Origin of the sequence: Streptomyces nodosus (assembly GCF_008704995.1) — a bacterium.
In the GTDB taxonomy this organism is placed as follows: domain Bacteria; phylum Actinomycetota; class Actinomycetes; order Streptomycetales; family Streptomycetaceae; genus Streptomyces; species Streptomyces nodosus.
Genome location: NZ_CP023747.1, coordinates 2,599,443 through 2,620,772, shown reverse-complemented (window position 1 = coordinate 2,620,772; position 21,330 = coordinate 2,599,443). Strand labels below are relative to the sequence as shown.

The window sequence follows — 21,330 nt, the reverse complement described above, 5'->3', positions numbered from 1 at the left end:
AGGAGTTGACGGCACGTCAAGGGGGTGCCCGGAGGGGGCGTGCGCGGTCACTCCCGTATGGCCGTATGCGCTCTACCGCCGCGGGCGGGTCGGTGGGAGGCTGCCCCGCATGGGGGTTCTGCGGCGTATCCGGCGGCGGCCTGCGGGACGGCGGGCCGTGGTGGTCACCGGGCTCATGGCGGTCACCGTGGGTGGTGTCTCGGCGTGCCAGCCCGGCGACATGGGGTCCACGGCGGTCGCCTACACGACCAGCCGGACCGCGACCAGGGAACTGGAGCGACAGCATGTGAAGGTGAGCTGGCTCAGCTGCACGGGCGGCTACCGCACCAGGACCACCCCCGCCGTCCGCACGCCCTCCCCGTCCGAGACCGCCGTCGTCACCGTCGACTGCCGGGGGAAGGCGGACGACGGCCGGGACATCACCGTCAAGGGCACCGTCACCCGGGCCGTCGACGGCGCCTGTGTGCGCGGGGACCTCAGGGCCACCGTGGGCGGCAAGGAGTGGTTCCACGTCCACGGCCTCGGCGACTGCAACGCCACCGTCACGCCCGCACCCCCCGTCACATGGCGGCCCACCGTCACCGGACACCCCTGGGGGCCCGGCCCCACCGTCACCGTGACCAGGACGATCTGGTGCCAGAGCGACCCCGTCTGCCGGCCGGTCCGCGGCAAGTGACCTGGGCAGGAGACCGGCGCATGTGGCAAAAACCCTGTCGGTCCGCGGGATCGCTGCTTAGGGTGACCTGGTGACTCAGTCAGCATCGCCCGCGTATCTCCGGTTCCCGCATCTGCACGGCGAGTTGGTCGCCTTCACCGCCGAGGACGACGTCTGGGTCGCCCCCCTCGACGGCGGCCGCGCCTGGCGGGTCAGCGCCGACAACGTCCCGGTCGACCACCCGCGCGTCTCCCCGGACGGCACGTCCGTCGCCTGGACCTCCACCCGCGACGGCGCCCCCGAGGTGCACCTCGCCCCGATCGACGGCGGCCCCGCCGAACGCCTGACGTACTGGGGGAGTTCCAAGACCCAGGTCCGCGGCTGGACCCCCGGCGGAGAGGTGCTCGCCCTCAGCACCGTCGGCCAGGCCTCGCTGCGCCGCACCTGGGCGCGCGCCGTGCCGCTCGACGGCGGACCGGCCACGACCCTGCCCTACGGCCCCGTCGGCGATGTCGCCCACGGCCCGCGCACCGTGCTGCTGTCCGCGACCATGGGCCGCGAGGCCGCCCGCTGGAAGCGGTACCGTGGCGGCACGGCCGGCAAGCTGTGGATCGACGGCGGGCCCGAAGGCGAGGACGGCGCCGGGGAGTTCGTACGGCTGCACGCCGACCTCGACGGGAACCTCGAGTACCCGATGTGGGTCGGCGCGGGGTCCTCCCCGAGGATCGCCTTCCTCTCCGACCACGAGGGCGTCGGGGCACTGTACTCCTCGCTGCCCGACGGCTCGGACCTGCGGCGGCACACCCCCGACGGGGCGGGCTTCTACGCCCGGCACGCGGCCACCGACGGCACCCGTGTCGTGTACTCCAGCGCCGGTGAACTCTGGATCCTGGACGACCTTGACGGGGCCGAGCCCCGGCGCCTCGACATCCGGCTCGGCGGACAGCGCGTCGACCTCCAGCCGTACCCGCTGAGCGCGAGCCACTGGTTCGGGGCCGCCTCGCCCGACCACACCGGCCGCGGCAGCGCGGTCTCGGTGCGGGGCTCCGTGCACTGGGTCACCCACCGTTCGGGACCCGCCCGCGCGCTGGCCGCCGAGCCCGGCGTACGGGCCCGGCTGCCGCGCACCTTCCGCGCCGACGGCGAGGAATGGGTGGTGTGGGTGACGGACGCGGAGGGCGACGACGCGCTGGAGTTCGCGCCCGCCACCGGTCTGCTGCCCGGCGCCACCCCGCGGCGGCTCGCGGCGGGCCGGCTCGGGCGGGTGCTCGGGCTCGCGGTGGCGCCCGACGGCAGCCGGATCGCGGTCGCCGCGCACGACGGACGGATCCTGCTCGTGGAGCGGGACAGCGGCGAGGTGCGCGAGGTGGACCGCAGCGAGGACGGGGAGGCCACCGGACTGGTCTTCTCCCCGGACTCGGCGTGGCTGGCCTGGTCGCACCCCGGTCCGGCGTCGCTGCGCCAGCTCAAGCTCGCCAACACGGCCGATCTGTCGGTCACCGAGGCGACACCGCTGCGCTTCCGGGACCACTCGCCCGCGTTCACCCTGGACGGCAGGCATCTGGCCTTCCTCTCGGCGCGCTCCTTCGACCCGGTCTACGACGAGCACGTCTTCGACCTGGCCTTCGTGGGCGGCTCCCGGCCGCATCTGATCACCCTCGCCGCCACCACCCCCTCCCCGTTCGGGCCGCAGCGGCACGGCCGCTCCTTCGACACCCCCGACAAGGACGGGACGCCCGACAGCGAGGGCTCCCCCACCACCAGGATCGACCTGGAGGGGCTCGCCGACCGGATCGTGCCCTTCCCGGTCGAGGCCGCGCGCTACGGCGGGCTGCGGGCCGCCAAGGACGGGGTGCTGTGGCTGCGGCACCCGGTGCGCGGAGTGCTGGGCTCCTCGCGGGCCACGCCCGACGACCCCGAGCCCAAGAGCGAGCTGGAGCGCTACGACCTGGTTCAGCAGCGCATCGAGCATCTCGCCGCGGACGCCGACCACTTCGCGGTCAGCGGCGACGGCAAGCGGGTGCTGCTGTGGACCGACGGCAAGCTCAAGGTGGTGCCGAGCGACCGGCGCGCTCCGAACGACGACGACAGCGACGCCAACATCACCGTCGATCTGGCGCGGGTACGGACGACCGTCGACCCCGCGGCCGAGTGGCGGCAGATGTACGACGAGGCCGGCCGCGTCATGCGCGACAACTTCTGGCGGCCCGACCTCGGCGGGATCGACTGGGACGGGGTGCTGGAGCGGTACCGGCCGGTGCTCGCGCGGATCGCCACCCATGACGACCTGGTGGATCTGCTGTGGGAGGTGCAGGGCGAGCTGGGCACCTCGCACGCCTATGTCACACCGAGCGGCCACGGGGCCGGCGCGGACCGGCGGCAGGGGCTGCTCGGGGCGGACCTCTCCCGGCACGAGGACGGCCGTTGGCGCGTCGACCGGGTGCTGCCCTCGGAGACCTCCGACCCCGACGCCCGGGCGCCGCTGGCCGCGCCCGGGGTCGCCGTACGGGCCGGGGACGCGATCGTCGCCGTCGGCGGGCGGCCGGTGGACCCGGTGACCGGGCCCGGGCCGCTGCTGGTCGGCACGGCCGGCCGGCCGGTGGAGCTGACGGTCTCGCCGGAGGGCGGGGGCGACGTACGGCATGTGGTCGTGGTCCCGATCGCGGACGAGGAGCCGCTCAGGTACCACGCGTGGGTCGCGGACCGGCGGGCGTATGTGCACGAGCGGTCCGGCGGGCGGCTCGGGTATCTGCATGTGCCGGACATGCAGGCCCCCGGCTGGGCCCAGATCCACCGCGATCTGCGGATCGAGGTCGCCCGGGAGGGGCTGGTGGTGGACGTCCGGGAGAACCGGGGCGGACACACCTCCCAGCTGGTCGTGGAGAAGCTGGCGCGACGGATCGTGGGCTGGGACCTGCCGCGCGGGATGCGTCCGTACAGCTACCCCGGGGACGCGCCGCGCGGGCCCGTGGTCGCCGTCGCCAACGAGTTCTCGGGATCGGACGGGGACATCGTGAACGCGGCGATCAAGGCGCTCGGCATCGGACCCGTGGTCGGGACGCGCACCTGGGGCGGGGTCATCGGCATCGACAGCAAGTACCGGCTGGTGGACGGGACCCTGGTGACCCAGCCCAAGTACGCCTTCTGGCTGGAGGGTTACGGCTGGGGCGTGGAGAACCACGGCGTGGATCCGGACATCGAGGCGGTCCAGCGTCCGCAGGACCACGCGGCCGGGCGCGATGTGCAACTGGACGAGGCGGTACGGGTGGCGCTGGCCGCGCTGGAGGAACGGCCCGCGAAGACACCTCCGGAGCTGCCGGCACTGTGATCCCTCCCGGGACGGCGGTGGGTCCGGCGCCCTCAGGCCCCGCACCCACCGCCGCCGCCGGAGGGGCCGGATGCTCCCGGGGGGTGTCGGCGGTGGTCGGGCGGATACCATGCCGTCGTCGTGATCAGTCTGTCTGAGGAGGCACGCACATGGCGGGAGAGCCGCAGGACGACTGCCTGTTCTGCAAGATCGTGGCCGGGCAGATCCCGGCGACGATCGTCCGGGAGACCGACAGCACCGTCGCCTTCCAGGACATCAACCCCCAGGCGCCGACCCATGTGCTGGTCATCCCCCGCGTCCACTACCGGGACGCGGCCACCCTCGCCGCCGCCGCGCCGGACGTCGCCGCCGCCGTGCTCCGCGAGACCGGCGAGGTCGCCGCGCAGCAGCAGCTCGACAGCTACCGGGTCGTCTTCAACACCGGCGGTGGCGCCGGCCAGACCGTCTTCCATGCGCACGCCCATGTCCTCGGCGGCCGTGGCATGCAGTGGCCCCCCGGGTGACGTGCCGTGTCCGTACGTGAAGTGGTGATCCTGGGCACCGCCAGCCAGGTACCCACCCGGCACCGCAACCACAACGGCTATCTGCTGCGCTGGGACGGGCAGGGGATCCTCTTCGACCCGGGGGAGGGCACCCAGCGGCAGATGCTCCGGGCCAAGGTCGCCGCCCACGACCTGAACCGGATCTGTGTCACCCACTTCCACGGGGACCACTCGCTCGGGCTGGCCGGGGTCATCCAGCGCATCAACCTGGACCGGGTGCCGCACGAGATCACCGCGCACTACCCGAAGTCGGGGCAGCGGTTCTTCGAACGGCTCCGCTATGCGACGGCCTACCGCGAGACCGTCGCGCTGACCGAGGCGCCGGTCTCGGCCGACGGGCCCCTCGCGGTCACCCCCGCCTACACCCTGGAGGCCCGGAGGCTCTCCCACCCCGTGGAGTCCTTCGGCTACCGGCTGGTCGAGCCCGACGGGCGCCGTATGCTGCCCGAGCGGCTGGCCGCGCTCGGCATCAAGGGGCCCGACGTCGGACGGATCCAGCGCGAGGGCTCCCTCGGGGGCGTGCCGCTCGACGAGGTCAGCGAGGTGCGGCGCGGGCAGCGTTTCGCCTTCGTCATGGACACCCGGCTGTGCGAGGGGGTGCACGCCCTCGCGGACGGCTGCGACATGCTGGTGATCGAGTCCACCTTCCTCGACGAGGACGCACGACTCGCCACCGAGTACGGGCACTTGACCGCCGGCCAGGCCGGACGGGTCGCCGCCGAGGCCGGGGTGCGCCATCTCGTGCTGACCCATTTCAGCCAGCGCTACGAACCCGGGGACACCGCCGGTCCTGAGCCCGGGGGAGAGTTCGAGCGGCAGGCCCGGGCGGCCGGGTTCGAGGGGGAGCTCACCGTGGCTCACGACCTGATGCGGGTGCCCGTGCCCAAGCGGCGCTGACGGCGGCGCCACCGAGGGAAACGGCGGGGCGCTTTCGTACGCTGTGTCGATGCCCCTCCCCAAAGCCGAACTGCACCTGCACATCGAAGGCACCCTCGAACCCGAGACGGCCTTCGCGCTGGCCGCCCGCAACGGCGTGCGCCTGCCCTACGCCGACGCCGAGCAACTGCGCTCGGCCTACGCCTTCGAGGACCTCCAGTCCTTTCTGAACCTGTACTACGAGCTGACGGCGGTGCTCCGCACCGAGCAGGACTTCGAGGACCTCGCGAACGCCTATCTGGCGCGGGCCGCCGCCCAGGGTGTGCGGCACGCCGAGATCTTCTTCGACCCGCAGGCGCACCTTTCCCGGGGCGTGGACATGGGCACGGTGGTCGAGGGGCTGTGGCGGGCGCTCGGCCGCAGCGAGCGGAACCATGGTGTCTCCACCCAGCTGATCATGTGTTTTCTCCGGGACGAGCCCGTCGAGCGGGCCCTGGAGACGCTGGACGCCGCGAAGCCCCACCTCGACCGGATCGTCGGCGTCGGCCTCGACTCCGCCGAGGCCGGGAACCCGCCGGCCGCGTTCCGCGAGGTCTACGAGGCCGCCGCCGCGCTCGGTCTGCGCCGGGTCGCGCACGCCGGTGAGGAGGGGCCGCCGCAGTACATCACCGAGGCCCTCGATGTGCTCGGCGTGGAGCGCATCGACCACGGGCTGCGCTGTCTGGAGGACCCGGCGCTGGTGGAGCGGCTGGTGCGGGAGCGGGTGCCGCTGACGGTGTGCCCGCTGTCCAATGTCCGGCTGCGTGCCGTGGACACCCTGGCGGACCATCCGCTGCCCGCGATGCTGGAGGCCGGTCTGCTGTGCACCGTCAACTCCGACGACCCCGCGTACTTCGGCGGATACGCCGGGGACAACTACCACGCCGTGCGCGACGCCCTCGGCCTGACCGAGGAACAGATGCGCGAGCTGGCCCGCAACTCCTTCCTCGCCTCCTTCCTGGAGCACGACGAGGAGCGACGGGCCCGCTGTCTCGCCGAAGTCGAGGCGTACCGGTTCTCGTAGGACTCGGGACGCCCTAGAGGCTCCCGGCCCCCGGTGCCGCGGCAGCGTGCCGGGGGCCCGCCGTGTCGTACTCCTCCCGCACCGGCGCCGCCGGGCTGCCGAGCGGGATCTCCACGACCGGCTGCCCCGGTGCGCCGGCCGGGGCGCCCCCGGAGGCGGCGACCAGGGTCGTCGGGGTGGCCGCCCCGGGCTCTTCGAGCAGGCGGTGACGGCGCCGCAGGACCCCGGGCAGGAGCGGGCGTCCGGAGGTGTGCAGGGCGACCGCGGTCAGCGGGACCGCGATCACCAGCAGACCGGCGGCCAGGATCGCGCCCATGGCCGGAAAGCCCGCCTGCGCGGAGAGCACACTGCCGGTCAGCGGGCCCGCCGAGGTGCCCAGCGAGGAGGCCGAGCCGACCAGCACCGCCCAGCGACCGCGCTGGTCCAGGGAGGCCGCCAGCCCGATCAGATACGACAGCACCAGCGGATAGACGGCGTTCCAGGCGATCTCCCCGGCCGCGAAACCGGCCAGATCGGTGGCGCGGGCGCTGAGCGCGATGCAGCAGGCGATGAGCACGGTGCCCCCGCCGATGGGGAGCGCACGACCCAGGCGCGGACCGAGCACTCCCGCGCCGATCACCCCGAGGAGCCCGGCGCCGAGCGCGAGGGCGAAGACCGCGCCGACGGTCACCTCCGTCAGATGCGCCTGGTCGATGCCGATGCGACCGCTGACGCCCCACAGGGAGTTCTGGGCGAGGGACCAGCACAGGATGCAGCCGGCCAGGACGAGCCCGGAGCGCAGCTGGGGCGAACGCCCGCTCCCGCCGGACCCGCCGGGGGCCGTCGCCGCCGGGACGGGGATGTGGAGACGGCCGGTGGCGGGCCACACCAGCAGCGCGGTGAGCGCGATCGCGGCCAACAGGACCCCATGGCCGGGGCCGAGGTGGGGCACCGTCAGATAGAGCACTCCGGCCAGTGCGGAGACGGCGAGCAGACCCCGGGTGGAGGCGCGGTGCGGGTCGCGCTGCGCGGCGATTCCGGTCGCGGCGACCGTGGTGGCCGTACCGGAGCCGAACCCGCCGGCCACGGCCCCCGCGACGACCAGGGGCACGTTGTGGCTGAGCGCGGCCGTGCCGTAGCCGGCGACGGCCAGCAGGAGCCCGGCGCGGGCGAGCCGGCGGGGGCCGATCCGATGGACCCGGGCGGCGAGCAGAAAGCCGGCGCTCGCCGAACTCAGCAGCAGGGCGCTGCCGATGGACCCGGCCTGGGTGGCGGAGAGCGGCAGGCCCGAGTCGAGCCTGCCGACGGTGGTGGGGAGCAGATACGCGGCGAGATACCCGGCCGTGAAAAGGGCGACGAGGGGCCGGGCGGGGGCGGTGCGGGAGGACACGGGCGTTCCAAGGCGTGCGAAAGGACGGCTCGTCCGAGCGATGAGGTGGGGGGTGCCGTCCGTCGAACGACAGGAACGCGCGGGCAATTTGTATCAAGCACGCGGTTCCAAGAAGAAGCGCGGGCCAGGTGATCTGAGTCACATAAAGGTTTGGGGGTGTGAAGCCCGGGTAGACGAGCGACTTTTTCCGGCCAACCATCGTCAACGCCCGCTGTTCGCAGGGCCATTGACGGGCTTTTGGTCGCCCCTCTAGCCTCCATCTCCATATATGGATGCTGTCCATATGGGGAGACGGGATGGAGTACGGATCCCCGGCGTCATCGGATTCGACCGCGCAGGACTCGACCTCGTAGGAGCCGCCAGTGACCACCGGGACCCCGCATGACCTGACCATCGCCGAGGTGCGCCTGACACCGATCCTGGTGTCCGACCCGCCGCTGCTGAACACCCAGGGCGTCCACCAGCCGTACACCCCCCGGCTGATCGTGGAGGTGGTGACGGCCGACGGCATCACCGGGGTGGGCGAGACCTACGGCGACACCCAGTACCTGGAGCTGGCCCGGCCGTTCGCCGAACGGCTGCCCGGACGCCGGGTGACGGACCTGGGCGGACTGTTCGCCCTGGCCGACGAGGTCGCCGTCGACCGCTCCCGGGCCGGTGGCCGGCTCGACGTCGGCGGGCTGCGCGGCGTCCAGACGGCCGACAAGCTGCGGCTGTCCGTCGTCTCCGGCTTCGAGGTCGCCTGCCTCGACGCCACCGGGAAGGCGCTCGGGCTGCCCGTGCACGCGCTGCTCGGCGGCAAGGTGCGGGACGCCGTCGAGTACAGCGCGTACCTCTTCTACCGCTGGGCGGACCACCCCGAGGGCGTGGCCTCGGAGAAGGACGATTGGGGCGCCGCCCTCGATCCGGCCGGAGTGGTCGCGCAGGCCCGCGCGTTCAAGGAGCGGTACGGCTTCAGGTCCTTCAAGCTCAAGGGCGGGGTCTTCCCCCCGGAGGAGGAGATCGCCGCGGTCCATGCCCTCGCCGAGGCCTTCCCCGGGCATCCGCTGCGGCTGGATCCCAACGGTGCCTGGTCGGTGGAGACCTCGCTGAAGGTGGCCGGGGAACTGGGCGATGTCCTCGAATATCTGGAGGACCCCGCGCTGGGCACCCCCGCGATGGCCCGGATCGCCGAGGAGAGCGGGGTGCCGCTCGCCACCAATATGTGCGTGACCACCTTCGCCGAGATCCAGGAGGCGTTCACCCGGGGCGCCGTCCAGGTGCTGCTCTCCGACCACCACTACTGGGGCGGGCTGCGCAACACCCGGGAACTCGCCGCCGTCTGCCGCGCCTTCGGGGTCGGGGTGTCCATGCACTCCAACACTCACCTCGGCATCTCCCTCGCCGCGATGACCCATGTGGCCTCGACGGTGCCGGGCCTGCACCACGCCTGCGACACCCACTACCCGTGGCAGTCGGAGGACGTCATCACCGAGCGCCTGGTCTTCCGGGACGGCACGGTCGCCGTGCCGGACGGTCCGGGGCTCGGAGTCACCCTGGACCGGGACCGGCTGGGGGCCCTCCACGAGCGCTGGCTCGCCGACGACGGGGGCCTGCGCGACCGTGACGACGCCGCCGCGATGCGGGTGGCGGACCCCGGGTGGACCACCCCGACGGTTCCCCGCTGGTAGCGGACCGCTCCCCGCCGGGAGCGGAGGGCGGCTCCGGGGCGACCGGCGCCGCCCACCCGCGTGGTTGGTGCACACTGGCTCAATCCGCACCACGCCAGGGAGCAACCGTGACCGCGACCCCGGGAGAGGGACACCACCACGTTCCCCACATCGACCCGCCCCCGCACTCCTACCTCCGCTCGAGCGGCAGGGATCCCCTCGCCGCCCTGCGCGGCCCCTCGGACCCGCCCTGGGACGTCTATCTCACGGGCACGGTCTTCCTCGACATCGTGTTCACCGGACTGGACTCCGCCCCGGTGCGGGGCACCGAGTCCTGGGCGCGCGGGATGGGATCGAGCCCCGGCGGTGTCGCCAACATGGCCACCGCGCTGGCCCGTCTCGGTCTGAGGACCTCGCTGGCGGCCGCCTTCGGCGACGACCACTACGGCGAGTACTGCTGGGACGAGATGGAGCAGGGCGAGGGCATCGACCTCTCGGCCTCACGGCGGGTCCCCGGATGGCATTCCCCGGTCACCGTGTCCATGGCCTACGAGGGGGAGCGGACCATGGTCTCCCACGGTCATGAGCCGCCGCCGGAGGAGCCCGCCCCCGCCTGCCCGCCCCGGGCCCGCGCCGCCGTCACCTCGCTGAGCCCGGGCGGGCACGCCCCCTGGATCGCCGAGGCCGCGGGGCGGGGCACCCGGATCTTCGCCGACGTCGGCTGGGACGACACCGGCGCCTGGGACCTGGCCGGGCTCACCGACCTCGCCCACTGCGAGGCGTTCCTGCCGAACGCGGAGGAGGCCATGCGGTACACGGGCACCGGCTGCCCACGCGCCGCGGCCCACGCCCTGACCGAGCATGTGCCGCTGGCCGTGGTCACCCTCGGCGCCGAGGGGGCGTACGCGGTGGACCGGCGCACCGGGGAGACCGCGGCCGTGCCCGCGATCGCCGTGGAGGCCCTGGACCCCACCGGCGCGGGCGATGTCTTCGTGGCGGGCTTCGTGGCCGGCACCCTGGCCGAGTGGCCGCTCGCCGACCGCCTCGCCTTCGCGGGACTGACGGCCGCGCTGTCGGTGCAGGAGTTCGGTGGCTCGCTGTCGGCGCCCGGCTGGTCCGAGATCGCGGCGTGGTGGCGCAAGGTCCAGTCCTACGAGGACCAGGACCCCGCGGCGCTCAGCCGTTACGCCTTTCTGGCGGGGCTGGTCCCGGAGCGCTGCGTCGAGCCCTGGCCGCGCCGCAGGGCCGTGCCGACCATCGGATTCCCCCGGGCGATGTGAACCACCGGGGGCCGCTCAGAAGCCCAGGCGCCGCAGCTGCTTGGGGTCCCGCTGCCAGTCCTTGGCCACCTTCACATGGAGATCGAGGAAGACCGGGGTCCCGAGCAGCGCCTCGATGTGCTTGCGGGACTTGATGCCGACGTCCTTCAGCCGCTTGCCCTTGGGGCCGATGATGATGCCCTTCTGGCTGGGCCGCTCGATATAGACGTTCGCATGGATGTCCAGCAGCGGCTTGTCCGCCGGACGGTCCTCGCGCGGCAGCATCTCCTCCACGACCACCGCGATGGAGTGCGGCAGCTCGTCCCGCACGCCCTCCAGCGCCGCTTCGCGGATCAGCTCCGCCACCATGACCTGCTCGGGTTCGTCCGTCAGATCGCCCTCGGGGTAGAGCGCGGGGCCCTCGGGCAGCAGCGGCACCAGCAGGTCCGCCAGCAGCTCCACCTGCTTGTCCCCGACCGCCGAGACCGGCACGATCTCCGCCCACTCGAAGCCCAGCTCCTTGCCCAGCTGATCGATCGCGATCAGCTGCTCCGCCAGGGACTTGGGGTCCACCAGGTCCGTCTTGGTGACGACGGCGACCTTCGGGGTCTTCTTGATCCCCGCGAGCTCCTTGGCGATGAAGCGGTCTCCGGGGCCGATCTTCTGGTCGGCGGGCAGACAGAAGCCGATCACATCCACCTCGGCCCAGGTGGTGCGCACCACGTCGTTCAGCCGCTCGCCCAGCAGGGTGCGCGGCTTGTGCAGCCCCGGGGTGTCCACCAGGATCAGCTGCGCGTCGGGCCGGTGCACGATGCCCCGCACCGTGTGCCGGGTGGTCTGCGGCCGGTTGGAGGTGATCGCCACCTTCTGCCCGACCAGAGCGTTCGTGAGGGTGGACTTGCCCGCGTTGGGGCGGCCGACGAAACAGGCGAAGCCCGCCCGGTGGGCGGCCTCGGTCGGCTCGGATGACTGGCTGCGAACGCTCATGGCGCCCATTCTCCCTGATCCACAGAGCCCCACGGCACGGCCGGCCACGCCCTGCCCCGCCCCAGGGCGTGTTTCGAGAGGACGGGCGGGCGACACCGGCCCGGTCCGCCCCCGGGCCGGGCGGGTGTCTCAGCCCGCCGTCAGGGTCGTGCGCACAGCCCCGTCGGGCCCCGCCACCAGCACCGGGGTGTCCGGACCGCCGAGGTCCCGGACCGCCGCCAGGTCCTCCGCGGACGCGGACTCCGCCTCCGTCACCACGGCCGCGGCCTCCAGGGACTTGGCGCCCGAGGCCACCGCCATCGCCACCGCCGTGCGCAGCGCGCTGAGCCTCAGGGAGTCCAGGGACACGGTCCCGGCCACATAGGTACGGCCCGTCTCGTCCCGCACCGCGGCGCCCTCGGCCACGCCGTTGCGGGCCCGCGTGGAGCGGGCCAGGGTGACGATCTTGCGGTCCTCGGGGCCGAGCCCGTTGCTGTCGGTCATGCCCCGAGCATACGGAGCACCCCCACCGCGCGGGTCAGTCGGTGTGGGGCTTCTCCTCCGGAGTCCCGGCCGGGCCCACCGGCTCCACCAGGACCGTCACGATCTTGTTCCGGCGGCCGGCGGAAGCCTCCGCGGTGAGGCGCAGCTCACGCCCGTCGGGGAGCTCCACGACCGAGGAGGCACCGGCGATGGGGACCCGCCCCAGCGCCTTGGCGAGCAGTCCGCCGACCGTCTCCACGTCCTCGTCGTCGTAGGCGTCGAGCCCGTACAGGTCGCCCAGGTCGCCGATGTCCAGGCGGGCGGTGACCCGGTAGCGGTCCCCGCCCAGTTCCTCCACCGGAGGCAGCTCGCGGTCGTACTCGTCGGTGATCTCCCCGACGATCTCCTCCAGGATGTCCTCGATGGTGACGATCCCGGCCGTGCCGCCGTACTCGTCGATGACGACGGCGACGTGGTTGCGCTCCTTCTGCATCTCGCGCAGCAGATCGCCCGCGTTCTTGGTGTCGGGGACGAAGGTGGCCGGCCGCATCGAACCGGAGACCAGCTCCGACTCGGCGTCCCGGCTGATGTGCGTCTTGCGGGCCAGGTCCTTCAGATACACGATCCCGACGATGTCGTCCTCGCTCTCCCCGGTGACCGGGATCCGCGAGAAACCGGACCTGAGCGCCAGGGTCAGCGCCTGGCGGACGGTCTTGTAGCGCTCGATGACCACCAGGTCGGTCCGCGGGACCATGACCTCCCGCACCAGGGTGTCGCCCAGCTCGAAGACCGAGTGCACCATGCGGCGCTCCTCGGCCTCGATCAGGGACTCCTTCTCGGCGAGGTCGACCAGCGCCCGCAGCTCCGCCTCCGAGGCGAAGGGACCCCGGCGGAAGCCCCGGCCGGGGGTGAGGGCGTTGCCGAGCAGGATGAGCAGGGACGGGATCGGGCCCATCACCCGCGCCAGGGGCACCAGGATGTACGCGGCCACCGTCGCGGTGTTCAGCGGATGCTGACGGCCGATGGTGCGCGGGGAGACCCCGACGGCGACATAGGACACCAGGACCATCACCGCGATCGCGATCAGCAGCGCCTCGGCGGTCCCGGAGAACGCCCGCAGACAGGCGTAGGTGACCAGCGCGGCGGCGGCCATCTCGCAGGCGACGCGGACGAGCAGCGCCACATTGAGATAGCGCGTCGGGTCCGCGGCGACCTGGGCCAGCTTGGCGCTGCCGCGCCGGCCGACGCGCACCGCCTCCTCGGCGCGGAAGCTGGAGACCCGCGCCAGGCCCGCCTCCGCGCAGGCGGCGAGCCAGGCGACGATCACCAGGGCGATCGCTCCGATGACCAGTTGGGGACTCATGACACGGTGGGTGCCGGAGAGGGCCCGGTCAGGCCCTGCTCCGCGCGCCAGCCGTCCACGATGGCGGCCTGGAGACCGAACATCTCGGCCTTCTCGTCGGCTTCCTCATGGTCGTAGCCCAGCAGGTGCAGCACCCCATGGACGGTCAGGAGCTGGAGCTCCTCGTCCATGGAGTGCTGGGTCGGCGCCTCGGCGCCCTGCTTGGCCGCGACCTCCGGGCACAGCACGATGTCGCCGAGCAGGCCCTGCGGCGGCTCCTCGTCGTCCTTCGACGGCGGCCGCAGCTCGTCCATGGGGAAGGACATGACATCGGTCGGCCCCGGCAGGTCCATCCACTGCACATGGAGCTGCTCCATGGCGTCGGCGTCCACGACGATCACCGAGAGCTCGGAGAGCGGGTGGATGCGCATCCGTGCGAGTGCGTACCGGGCGATGTCGAGGATCGCCCGCTCGTCGACCTCGGTGCCGGACTCGTTGTTGACGTCGATCGACATGGTGGTGCTGGTCTACTTCCCCTTGTGCCCGGACCTGCCCCGGCTCTGCCCCTTGTGGGTGCCGTTCTGGGTGCCGTGCGTGCTGTCGTACTTCTCGTACGCGTCGACGATACGGCCGACGAGCTTGTGCCGTACGACATCGTGCGACGACAGCCGGGAGAAGTGGACGTCGTCGAGCCCCTCCAGGATCTCCTGGACCTGACGCAGACCGCTCTTGGTCCCGTCCGGGAGGTCGACCTGGGTCACATCGCCCGTGATCACGATCTTCGAGTCGAAGCCGAGACGGGTGAGGAACATCTTCATCTGCTCGGGACTCGTGTTCTGAGCCTCGTCCAGGATGATGAAAGCATCGTTCAAGGTCCTGCCACGCATATACGCCAGCGGTGCCACCTCGATCGTTCCCGCGGCCATCAGCCGGGGGATCGAGTCCGGGTCGAGCATGTCGTGCAGCGCGTCGTAGAGCGGGCGCAGATAGGGGTCGATCTTCTCGTACAGGGTGCCGGGCAGGAAGCCCAGGCGCTCGCCCGCCTCGACCGCAGGGCGGGTCAGGATGATGCGGTTGACCTGCTTGGACTGCAGGGCCTGCACCGCCTTGGCCATGGCGAGGTAGGTCTTGCCGGTGCCCGCGGGACCGATGCCGAACACGATGGTGTGCTTGTCGATCGCGTCCACATAGCGCTTCTGGTTGAGCGTCTTGGGGCGGATCGTGCGGCCTCGCGAGGACAGGATGTTCTGTGTGAGCACCTCGGCGGGAGTCTCCTCGGGGCCCTCCCCGTTCTCGCTCGCCCGGAGCATGGCGATCGAGCGTTCCACTGCGTCCTCCGTCATCGGCTGTCCGGTGCGGAGCACCAGCATCATCTCGTCGAACAGGCGCTGGATCAGGGCGACTTCCCCGGCGTCACCGACCGCGCTGATCTCATTGCCCCGGACATGGATGTCGGCCGCCGGGAAGGCCTTCTCGATCACGCGGAGCAGGGAGTCCCCGGACCCCAGCACGGTCACCATGGGGTGCTGGGCGGGGACGGTGAAGCGCGCTCTTGCCTGTCCCTCCGCGGGGCTGTGCGCTGTGGGTGTCTGAGTCATGGGCCGGCTCTGAAGGCCTGCGATTCCTCCTCCGTACGGCCGCACCGGTGAGGGCGGCCTCGCGAGTTCAAGAGTACGACGGGAGGGTGACAGAGCCGTAGGACTTTTCGGCGTGCACATGTACGAGAGCGCACGACTCTCTGCCGGGGCCGCGGGCCGTCGCCCCCTTCGCCCTCCCCCGCGGCCGTGACCGCCGAACGGGGGACCCCGGGCGGAGCGGGCGCGCACGGGCGGGGGACGCCCGGCCCGGGTCCCGGGCGCCGGTCCCGGGCGGGCCGTCTCACCGCTGTGCCCGCAGCTGGTCCCGCAGCCAGGCGTAGGAGGCCTTGGGGGTCCGCTCCAGGGTGCCGGGGTCGACCTGGACCAGTCCGAAGCGCCGGGCGTACCCCTCGGCCCACTCGAAGTTGTCCAGCAGCGACCACACGAAATAGCCGTGCACCTCGACGCCCGCCGCCACGGCCCGGTGCAGCGCGCGCAGGTGGCCGTCCAGGAAGGCGATGCGCTCCTGGTCGTCGACGCCCTCGTAGGAGCAGCCGTTCTCGGTGATCACGACGGGTGGGAGCCGGTCGCCGTAGCGCTCCCGCAGGCCGGTCAGCAGCTCGGTCAGCGCCTCGGGGACCACCGGCCAGCCGTGGTCCGTGACCGGGACGTTCTCGATCTCCCGGACGGAGAAGGGAAGGCCGGCGGGGAGCGTGAGACCGCCGGACCGGGTCTCCGTGCCCAGCGGCGCCCCCACCCTGGCCGGTGCGTAGTAGTTGACCCCGTACCAGTCCAGGGGCTCCGCGATCACCGTGAGGTCGGCCGTGACATCGCCGGGCATCAGCTCGCCGATGCCCTCCGGGTACCGGCCGAGCAGCAGCGGATCCGCGAACAGCCGGTTGAGCAGCACGTCGTAGAACGCGGCGGCCGCCACGTCCGCCGGCTCCCCGGAGGCGGGCCGTACCGGGGCGTGCGAGTTGGCGATCCCGATCCGGGTCGCCCCGGCCGCGCGCAAGGCCCGTACGGCCAGGCCATGGGCCAGCAACTGGTGGTGCGCCACCGGCAGCGCGTCGAACATCAGCCGTCTGCCGGGTGCGTGGACGCCCAGCGCATGGCCGAGCAGGGTGTGCTCGGCGGGCTCGTTGAGGGTGATCCAGCGGGGGACCCGGTCCCCGAGGCGCTCGGCGACGACCGAGACGTACTCGGCGAACCGGGACGCCGTGTCCCGGTCCAGCCAGTCCAGGGCGGCCGGCAGGTCCCAGTGGAACAGGGTCGGGACCGGCTGCACTCCCGCGGCGCACACCTCGTCGACCAGGCGGTCGTAGAAGTCGAGGCCGCCGGGGGAGTTCACCCGGGGCCAGGACACCGAGAAGCGGTACGCGTCCACGCCGAGGCCGGCCAGCAGCGCCACGTCCTCGCGGTAGCGGTGGTAGTGGTCGCAGGCCACCGCCGCCGTCGAGCCGTCCTTCACCCGCCCCGGCTCGGCGGTGAACACGTCCCACACGGAGGGCTCGCGCTCCTCGGCCGCCCCCTCGATCTGGTGGGCGGAGGTCGACACGCCCCACAGAAAACCGTCCGGGAACCGGGGTATCGGGTTCGTCGCCATGCGCCGGATCATCCTTACCCTGGGTAAGGGAAGTCAACGGTCAGGTACGAACTGCCGGGCGCCGGCAGAAGGCGCGGCGGAACGGATCAGCACTCTCCTTCAGGACGGCGGCTCAGGCGCCCTCCTTCAGGACGCGCGAGATCAGGGTGCGCTGCTCCTCGGTCAGCCGGGGATCCGCGCAGTGCACGGTCCTGCCGTCCACCGTGATCTCGTAGTGGAAGCCGTCCGGCACCCCGTTCCCCGGCGCTGCCCGGCCGGCCGCCAGCACCCGCTCGGCCAGGGAGTGCCACTCCGGGGCGTCGGCGCGCCCCGAGGTCTCCACCTCGCCCCGGCGCTCGATGCCCGCGAAACCGCCCGTGCGCCTCACCCGAATACGCATGACACCTGTCTAGTACGAAAAGGGCTCCCGGAGCGAGAGGGCCCGGCGGTTCGGAAAGGAAGGGCGGTCTACGCGGTCGGCACCCCGACCGCCTCCCAGGCCTTGAGGACGGCCTCCTGCTCCTCGCCCTGCCGGTAGCGGGCCCGGGCCGCCGCCACCGTGAGCTTCGCGAAGTCCGCGAAGCTCGCCTCGGAGCGCAGCTCCCCGCCGGTCAGCACGTCGTACCAGATCTGCCCGGCCCGCTCCCAGGCCGAGCCGCCGAGCGCGGTGGCGACCAGGTAGAACGCCCGGTTGGGGATCCCGGAGTTGATGTGCACCCCGCCGTTGTCCCGGCCGGTGCGCACATAGCCGTCCATCGTCCCCGGCTGGGGGTCCTTGCCGAGCGCGGGGTCGTCATAGGCGCTGCCCGGTTCCTTCATGGAGCGCAGCCCCTTGCCGTTGACGCCCGGGGCGAGCAGCCCGGAGCCGATCAGCCAGTCGGCGTCGCCGGCGGTCTGGCCGAGCGCGTACTGCTTGATCAGCGAGCCGAAGACGTCCGAGATCGACTCGTTGAGGGCGCCGGACTGGCCGAAGTAGGCCAGATTCGCGGTGTACTGGGTGACGCCGTGGGTGAGTTCATGGCCGATGACGTCGACCGGGATGGTGAAGTCCAGGAAGATCTCGCCGTCCCCGTCGCCGAACACCATCTGCTCGCCGTTCCAGAAGGCGTTGTCGTAGTGGTCGTCGTAGTGCACGCTCGCGTCCAGCGGCAGCCCTTCGCCGTCGATGGAGTCGCGGCCGTACGCCGTGAGATACAGCTCGAAGGTGGCACCGAGGCCCGCATAGGCACGGTTGACCGAGGCGTCCTGGCCGGGGTCGTCGCCCTCCCCGCGGACCTTGCTGCCGGGCAGGTTCTGCCGGTGCCCGGCGTCGTAGACGGTGCGCCGGGGCCGCCCGGTGCCCGCCTCGGCGGCGACCGCCCCGGGCGCCCCGATCACCGTGGTCAGCCGGCGGCGGGTGCGCTGCAGGGCGTCGTGCTCCAGGGTGCGGCGCGCGGGATCGGCGAGGGCGGAGTCCCCGTGCTGCGCGAGCCTGTCGAGGACATGCGGCGGAACGATGGTGCAGTGGACGGGCCCCTGGCCCCCGGTGTCGGTCATACACAAACCATTGCACTGAGTCACCGATCTGTCACTACCCGCAATCATGATTGGTGAGGGGAATGTGAGGCGGTCGTGGCGCCGGGCTGTGAGGTGATGCACTTTTTGTCCGGAACGTCCCTCCGGTCCCGCATACTGATACAGGCCCTCGCGGCCGACGCGGCTCGGCTAGCATGCGGAGCATCATGCGTTTCGGGCTGCTCCTCCTTAGCTGCCGCGGCGAGGGCCTGTAGAGGCCGACTCCCTCCCCGCGGAGCTTCTGGCGTTGCGTCGTCGGCCGTCCTTCCGGACATCCTGAGGAGCCCACGCACATGGCGAACCGCCAGCAGCCCACGTCCATGCCGATCCACAAGTACCGCCCGTACGAGCAGGTGGAGATCCCCGACCGCACCTGGCCGAACCGGCGGATCACCCAGGCTCCCCGCTGGCTCTCCACGGACCTGCGCGACGGGAACCAGGCCCTGATCGACCCGATGTCACCGGCGCGCAAGCGCGCGATGTTCGATCTGCTGGTGAAGATGGGCTACAAGGAGATCGAGGTCGGCTTCCCGGCCTCCGGCCAGACCGACTTCGACTTCGTGCGCTCGATCATCGAGGAGGAGGGCGCGATCCCCGAGGATGTGACGATCTCCGTACTGACCCAGGCCCGTGAGGACCTGATCGAGCGGACCGTCGAGTCCCTGAAGGGCGCCCGGCGCGCGACCGTCCACCTCTACAACGCGACCGCCCCGGTCTTCCGCCGGGTCGTCTTCCGCGGCTCCAAGGACGACATCAAGCAGATCGCCGTGGACGGCACCCGGCTGGTCATGGAGTACGCGGAGAAACTGCTGGGCCCGGAGACCGAGTTCGGCTACCAGTACAGCCCCGAGATCTTCACCGACACCGAGCTGGACTTCGCCCTGGAGGTCTGCGAGGCGGTCATGGACGTCTGGCAGCCCGGTCCGGGCCGCGAGATCATCCTCAACCTGCCCGCCACCGTCGAGCGCTCGGCCCCCTCCACCTACGCCGACCGCTTCGAGTGGATGCACCGCAACCTCTCCCGCCGTGAGTACGTCTGCCTGTCCGCCCACCCGCACAACGACCGCGGTACGGCGGTCGCGGCGGCCGAGCTGTCCGTGACGGCCGGCGCCGACCGTATCGAGGGCTGTCTGTTCGGCCAGGGCGAGCGCACCGGCAACGTCGACCTGGTCACCCTGGGCATGAACCTCTTCTCCCAGGGCGTCGACCCGCAGATCGACTTCTCCCGCATCGACGAGATCCGCCGCACCTGGGAGTACTGCAACCAGATGGAGGTCCACCCCCGCCACCCGTACATCGGTGACCTCGTCTACACCTCCTTCTCCGGCTCCCACCAGGACGCCATCAAGAAGGGCTTCGACGCCATGGAGGCGGACGCGGCCGCCCGGGGCAAGACCGTCGACGACATCGAGTGGGCGGTGCCGTACCTGCCCATCGACCCCAAGGACGTCGGCCGCTCCTACGAGGCGGTCATCCGTGTCAACTCGCAGTCCGGCAAGGGCGGTGTCGCCTACGTCCTGAAGAACGACCACAAGCTGGACCTGCCGCGCCGGATGCAGATCGAGTTCTCCAGGATCATCCAGACGAAGACCGACGCCGAGGGCGGCGAGGTCACCCCCGGCGAGATCTGGGCGGTCTTCCAGGACGAGTACCTGCCCAACCCGGAGAACCCCTGGGGCCGCGTCCAGGTCAGGAACGGCCAGTCGACGACCGGTACGGACGGCGTGGACGACCTCACCGTCGAGGCCACGGTCGACGGCGAGGACACGGTGCTGACCGGCTCCGGCAACGGACCGATCTCCGCCTTCTTCGACGCCCTGCAGTCCATCGGCATCGATGTACGCCTGCTGGACTACCAGGAGCACACCATGAGCGAGGGCGCCTCCGCCCAGGCCGCCTCGTACATCGAATGCGCGATCGACGGAAAGGTCCTGTGGGGGATCGGTATCGACGCGAACACGACACGTGCCTCGCTGAAGGCAGTCGTCTCCGCCGTCAACCGCGCCGCCCGCTGAGCCTCTGACCGGCGACTTCACGGCCCCGTCCGCCCCACAGGGCGGACGGGGCCGCTCGGCGACCGGTCCGTTTCGGCCGGAGGTCACGGAGCGGTCTCGTCCGAGGTACTGACTTCACCTCACCAATGTGGCTAACATCACGCCAGCGCGGCGATGACGCCCCCGGGTGATCTCCCGCGTATTTCGGGCAGCGGGGGATCTAGGAGGTGCGACGTGCTGCCAGGACGGGGACACAACGGCCGTGGAGTCCGTAGACGCCGTGCCGCGCACGTCCTGGGCATCCGTACCGCGTGGACCGCCGTCGGCGACGGCGAGTTCTTCTGCCCCGGCTGCGGGGGCGACCGCAACTACCAGCGCCTCACCGGACGGCGCCGCTTCACCCTGGTCGGCGTCCCGGTCCTGCCGCGCGGCGAGACCGGTCCGGTGGTGGAGTGTGCGGCCTGCGGCCACCACTACGGCACCGAGGTGCTCGACCACCCCACCACGACCCGCTTCTCGGCGATGCTCCGCGACGCGGTCCACACGGTGGCCCTCGCCGTCCTCGCGGCGGGAGCCGCCTGCTCCCGTACGGCGCTGGAGACGGCGGCCGCCGCGGTCCGCTCCGCCGGCTTCGACGACTGCACGGGGGACCGGCTCAACGCCCTGGTCGAGGCACTGGCCGCCGACACCGGCCGGGTCTGCGGCGAGCCCGCGGGCGCGAGCCTGGCCATAGAGCTCCATGAGGCCCTGGACCCCCTCGCCCCCCACCTCGCTCCCCCGGGCCGCGAGTCGATCCTTCTCCAGGGCGCCCGCATCGCCCTGGCGGACGGCCCCTACACCCCCGCGGAACGCGACGTCCTGGCCACGGTGGGCACGGCCCTGACGATCCCCGCCGACGATGTGACCCGTCTGCTGGTGGCGGCGCGCACCCCGTCCTGAGCCGGCCGGTCCGGGGCCTTCCCCCGGGCTTCACCGGCGCCGGGACGGCGCGTCACCCGTGGCGGCCCTTGTCACCCGTGCCGGTGAGGTTCACCCGTGCCGGTGAGGTACCGGCGTCACAGGGGTCCCGGGCGGCCGCAGCGGGGAGC

At 72.2% G+C, this 21,330-nt stretch carries 18 protein-coding genes; 9 read left to right on the top strand and 9 right to left on the bottom strand.

Going from position 1 to position 21,330, the window contains the following annotated elements; translation table 11 throughout:
• Nucleotides 1–109: 109 nt before the first annotated feature.
• The 5 genes from CP978_RS11935 (at nt 110) to CP978_RS11915 (ending at nt 6,464) form a co-directional block, all read left to right on the top strand.
• On the top strand, nt 110–676 hold the full coding sequence (locus CP978_RS11935; RefSeq protein WP_052454089.1) for a hypothetical protein: 567 nt from the start codon (nt 110–112) through the stop codon (nt 674–676).
• Nucleotides 677–746: 70 nt separating this feature from the next.
• Nucleotides 747–3,983: a S41 family peptidase gene (locus CP978_RS11930; protein WP_043440128.1), complete on the top strand. Its 3,237-nt coding sequence runs from the start codon at nt 747–749 to the stop codon at nt 3,981–3,983.
• A 149-nt stretch (nt 3,984–4,132) separates the two neighbouring features.
• Nucleotides 4,133–4,486 carry a histidine triad nucleotide-binding protein gene (locus CP978_RS11925; RefSeq protein WP_043440127.1) on the top strand — a complete coding sequence of 118 codons (354 nt, stop codon included), beginning with the start codon at nt 4,133–4,135 and terminating at the stop codon, nt 4,484–4,486.
• Nucleotides 4,487–4,492: 6 nt separating this feature from the next.
• A complete protein-coding gene (locus CP978_RS11920) occupies nt 4,493–5,422 on the top strand; it encodes a ribonuclease Z (RefSeq protein ID WP_043440125.1) in 930 nt (309 codons plus the stop codon).
• Between the two features lie 49 nt (nt 5,423–5,471).
• Entirely contained in the window at nt 5,472–6,464 is a 993-nt protein-coding gene (locus CP978_RS11915) for an adenosine deaminase (RefSeq protein ID WP_043440123.1), read from the top strand.
• Between the two features lie 13 nt (nt 6,465–6,477).
• Here CP978_RS11915 and CP978_RS11910 read toward each other — a convergent pair whose 3' ends face one another.
• Nucleotides 6,478–7,833, bottom strand: a complete 1,356-nt coding sequence (locus CP978_RS11910) for an MFS transporter (protein ID WP_043440122.1) — start codon at nt 7,831–7,833, stop codon at nt 6,478–6,480.
• Between the two features lie 362 nt (nt 7,834–8,195).
• On the opposite strand from CP978_RS11910, the gene CP978_RS11905 reads away from it, so the two are divergent.
• Nucleotides 8,196–9,503, top strand: coding sequence for a glucarate dehydratase family protein (locus tag CP978_RS11905; RefSeq protein ID WP_043440121.1), 1,308 nt, complete (start codon nt 8,196–8,198; stop codon nt 9,501–9,503).
• Between the two features lie 149 nt (nt 9,504–9,652).
• Nucleotides 9,653–10,762: a carbohydrate kinase family protein gene (locus CP978_RS11900; RefSeq protein ID WP_043448437.1), complete on the top strand. Its 1,110-nt coding sequence runs from the start codon at nt 9,653–9,655 to the stop codon at nt 10,760–10,762.
• Nucleotides 10,763–10,777: 15 nt separating this feature from the next.
• On the opposite strand, the gene era is transcribed toward CP978_RS11900, so the two are convergent.
• From era to CP978_RS11860, 8 genes are all read right to left on the bottom strand, one after another.
• Nucleotides 10,778–11,737 (bottom strand): GTPase Era, encoded by a 960-nt coding sequence (era, locus tag CP978_RS11895; protein ID WP_079162101.1) that lies wholly within the window; start codon nt 11,735–11,737, stop codon nt 10,778–10,780.
• Nucleotides 11,738–11,857: 120 nt separating this feature from the next.
• The gene (locus CP978_RS11890; protein ID WP_043440118.1) at nt 11,858–12,211 is read right to left on the bottom strand and encodes a cytidine/deoxycytidylate deaminase family protein; all 354 of its coding nucleotides are present in this window, start codon (nt 12,209–12,211) and stop codon (nt 11,858–11,860) included.
• Between the two features lie 34 nt (nt 12,212–12,245).
• Complete coding sequence (locus CP978_RS11885) at nt 12,246–13,553, bottom strand: hemolysin family protein (RefSeq protein WP_043440117.1); 1,308 nt, start codon at nt 13,551–13,553, stop codon at nt 12,246–12,248.
• Nucleotides 13,550–14,047, bottom strand: a complete 498-nt coding sequence (gene ybeY, locus CP978_RS11880) for an rRNA maturation RNase YbeY (protein WP_043440116.1) — start codon at nt 14,045–14,047, stop codon at nt 13,550–13,552. Before ybeY ends, CP978_RS11885 begins: the two co-directional genes overlap by 4 nt.
• A gap of 12 nt (nt 14,048–14,059) precedes the next feature.
• The gene (locus CP978_RS11875; RefSeq protein WP_043440114.1) at nt 14,060–15,130 is read right to left on the bottom strand and encodes a PhoH family protein; all 1,071 of its coding nucleotides are present in this window, start codon (nt 15,128–15,130) and stop codon (nt 14,060–14,062) included.
• A gap of 280 nt (nt 15,131–15,410) precedes the next feature.
• Entirely contained in the window at nt 15,411–16,727 is a 1,317-nt protein-coding gene (locus tag CP978_RS11870) for a GH1 family beta-glucosidase (RefSeq protein ID WP_079162100.1), read from the bottom strand.
• A 100-nt stretch (nt 16,728–16,827) separates the two neighbouring features.
• Nucleotides 16,828–17,094 carry a protealysin inhibitor emfourin gene (locus CP978_RS11865; RefSeq protein ID WP_043440112.1) on the bottom strand — a complete coding sequence of 89 codons (267 nt, stop codon included), beginning with the start codon at nt 17,092–17,094 and terminating at the stop codon, nt 16,828–16,830.
• 68 nt (nt 17,095–17,162) lie between these two features.
• Nucleotides 17,163–18,230: a M4 family metallopeptidase gene (locus CP978_RS11860; RefSeq protein ID WP_043440110.1), complete on the bottom strand. Its 1,068-nt coding sequence runs from the start codon at nt 18,228–18,230 to the stop codon at nt 17,163–17,165.
• A gap of 311 nt (nt 18,231–18,541) precedes the next feature.
• Between CP978_RS11860 and leuA the strand changes: the two genes are divergently transcribed.
• Nucleotides 18,542–20,263: a 2-isopropylmalate synthase gene (leuA, locus tag CP978_RS11850; RefSeq protein WP_043440108.1), complete on the top strand. Its 1,722-nt coding sequence runs from the start codon at nt 18,542–18,544 to the stop codon at nt 20,261–20,263.
• A 213-nt stretch (nt 20,264–20,476) separates the two neighbouring features.
• A complete protein-coding gene (locus tag CP978_RS11845; RefSeq protein WP_043440107.1) occupies nt 20,477–21,181 on the top strand; it encodes a TerB family tellurite resistance protein in 705 nt (234 codons plus the stop codon).
• Nucleotides 21,182–21,330 lie beyond the last annotated feature (149 nt).

Excerpts from the sequence above, each read along its gene's own strand:
- CP978_RS11935 (WP_052454089.1), top strand. The coding sequence starts at position 110 with ATGGGGGTTCTGCGGCGTATCCGGCGGCGGCCTGCGGGACGGCGGGCC.
- CP978_RS11925 (WP_043440127.1), top strand. The coding sequence starts at position 4,133 with ATGGCGGGAGAGCCGCAGGACGACTGCCTGTTCTGCAAGATCGTGGCC.
- CP978_RS11915 (WP_043440123.1), top strand. The coding sequence starts at position 5,472 with ATGCCCCTCCCCAAAGCCGAACTGCACCTGCACATCGAAGGCACCCTC.
- era (WP_079162101.1), bottom strand. The coding sequence starts at position 11,737 with ATGGGCGCCATGAGCGTTCGCAGCCAGTCATCCGAGCCGACCGAGGCC.
- CP978_RS11890 (WP_043440118.1), bottom strand. The coding sequence starts at position 12,211 with ATGACCGACAGCAACGGGCTCGGCCCCGAGGACCGCAAGATCGTCACC.
- CP978_RS11885 (WP_043440117.1), bottom strand. The coding sequence starts at position 13,553 with ATGAGTCCCCAACTGGTCATCGGAGCGATCGCCCTGGTGATCGTCGCC.
- ybeY (WP_043440116.1), bottom strand. The coding sequence starts at position 14,047 with ATGTCGATCGACGTCAACAACGAGTCCGGCACCGAGGTCGACGAGCGG.
- CP978_RS11875 (WP_043440114.1), bottom strand. The coding sequence starts at position 15,130 with ATGACTCAGACACCCACAGCGCACAGCCCCGCGGAGGGACAGGCAAGA.
- CP978_RS11870 (WP_079162100.1), bottom strand. The coding sequence starts at position 16,727 with ATGATCCGGCGCATGGCGACGAACCCGATACCCCGGTTCCCGGACGGT.
- CP978_RS11865 (WP_043440112.1), bottom strand. The coding sequence starts at position 17,094 with ATGCGTATTCGGGTGAGGCGCACGGGCGGTTTCGCGGGCATCGAGCGC.
- CP978_RS11860 (WP_043440110.1), bottom strand. The coding sequence starts at position 18,230 with ATGACCGACACCGGGGGCCAGGGGCCCGTCCACTGCACCATCGTTCCG.
- leuA (WP_043440108.1), top strand. The coding sequence starts at position 18,542 with ATGGCGAACCGCCAGCAGCCCACGTCCATGCCGATCCACAAGTACCGC.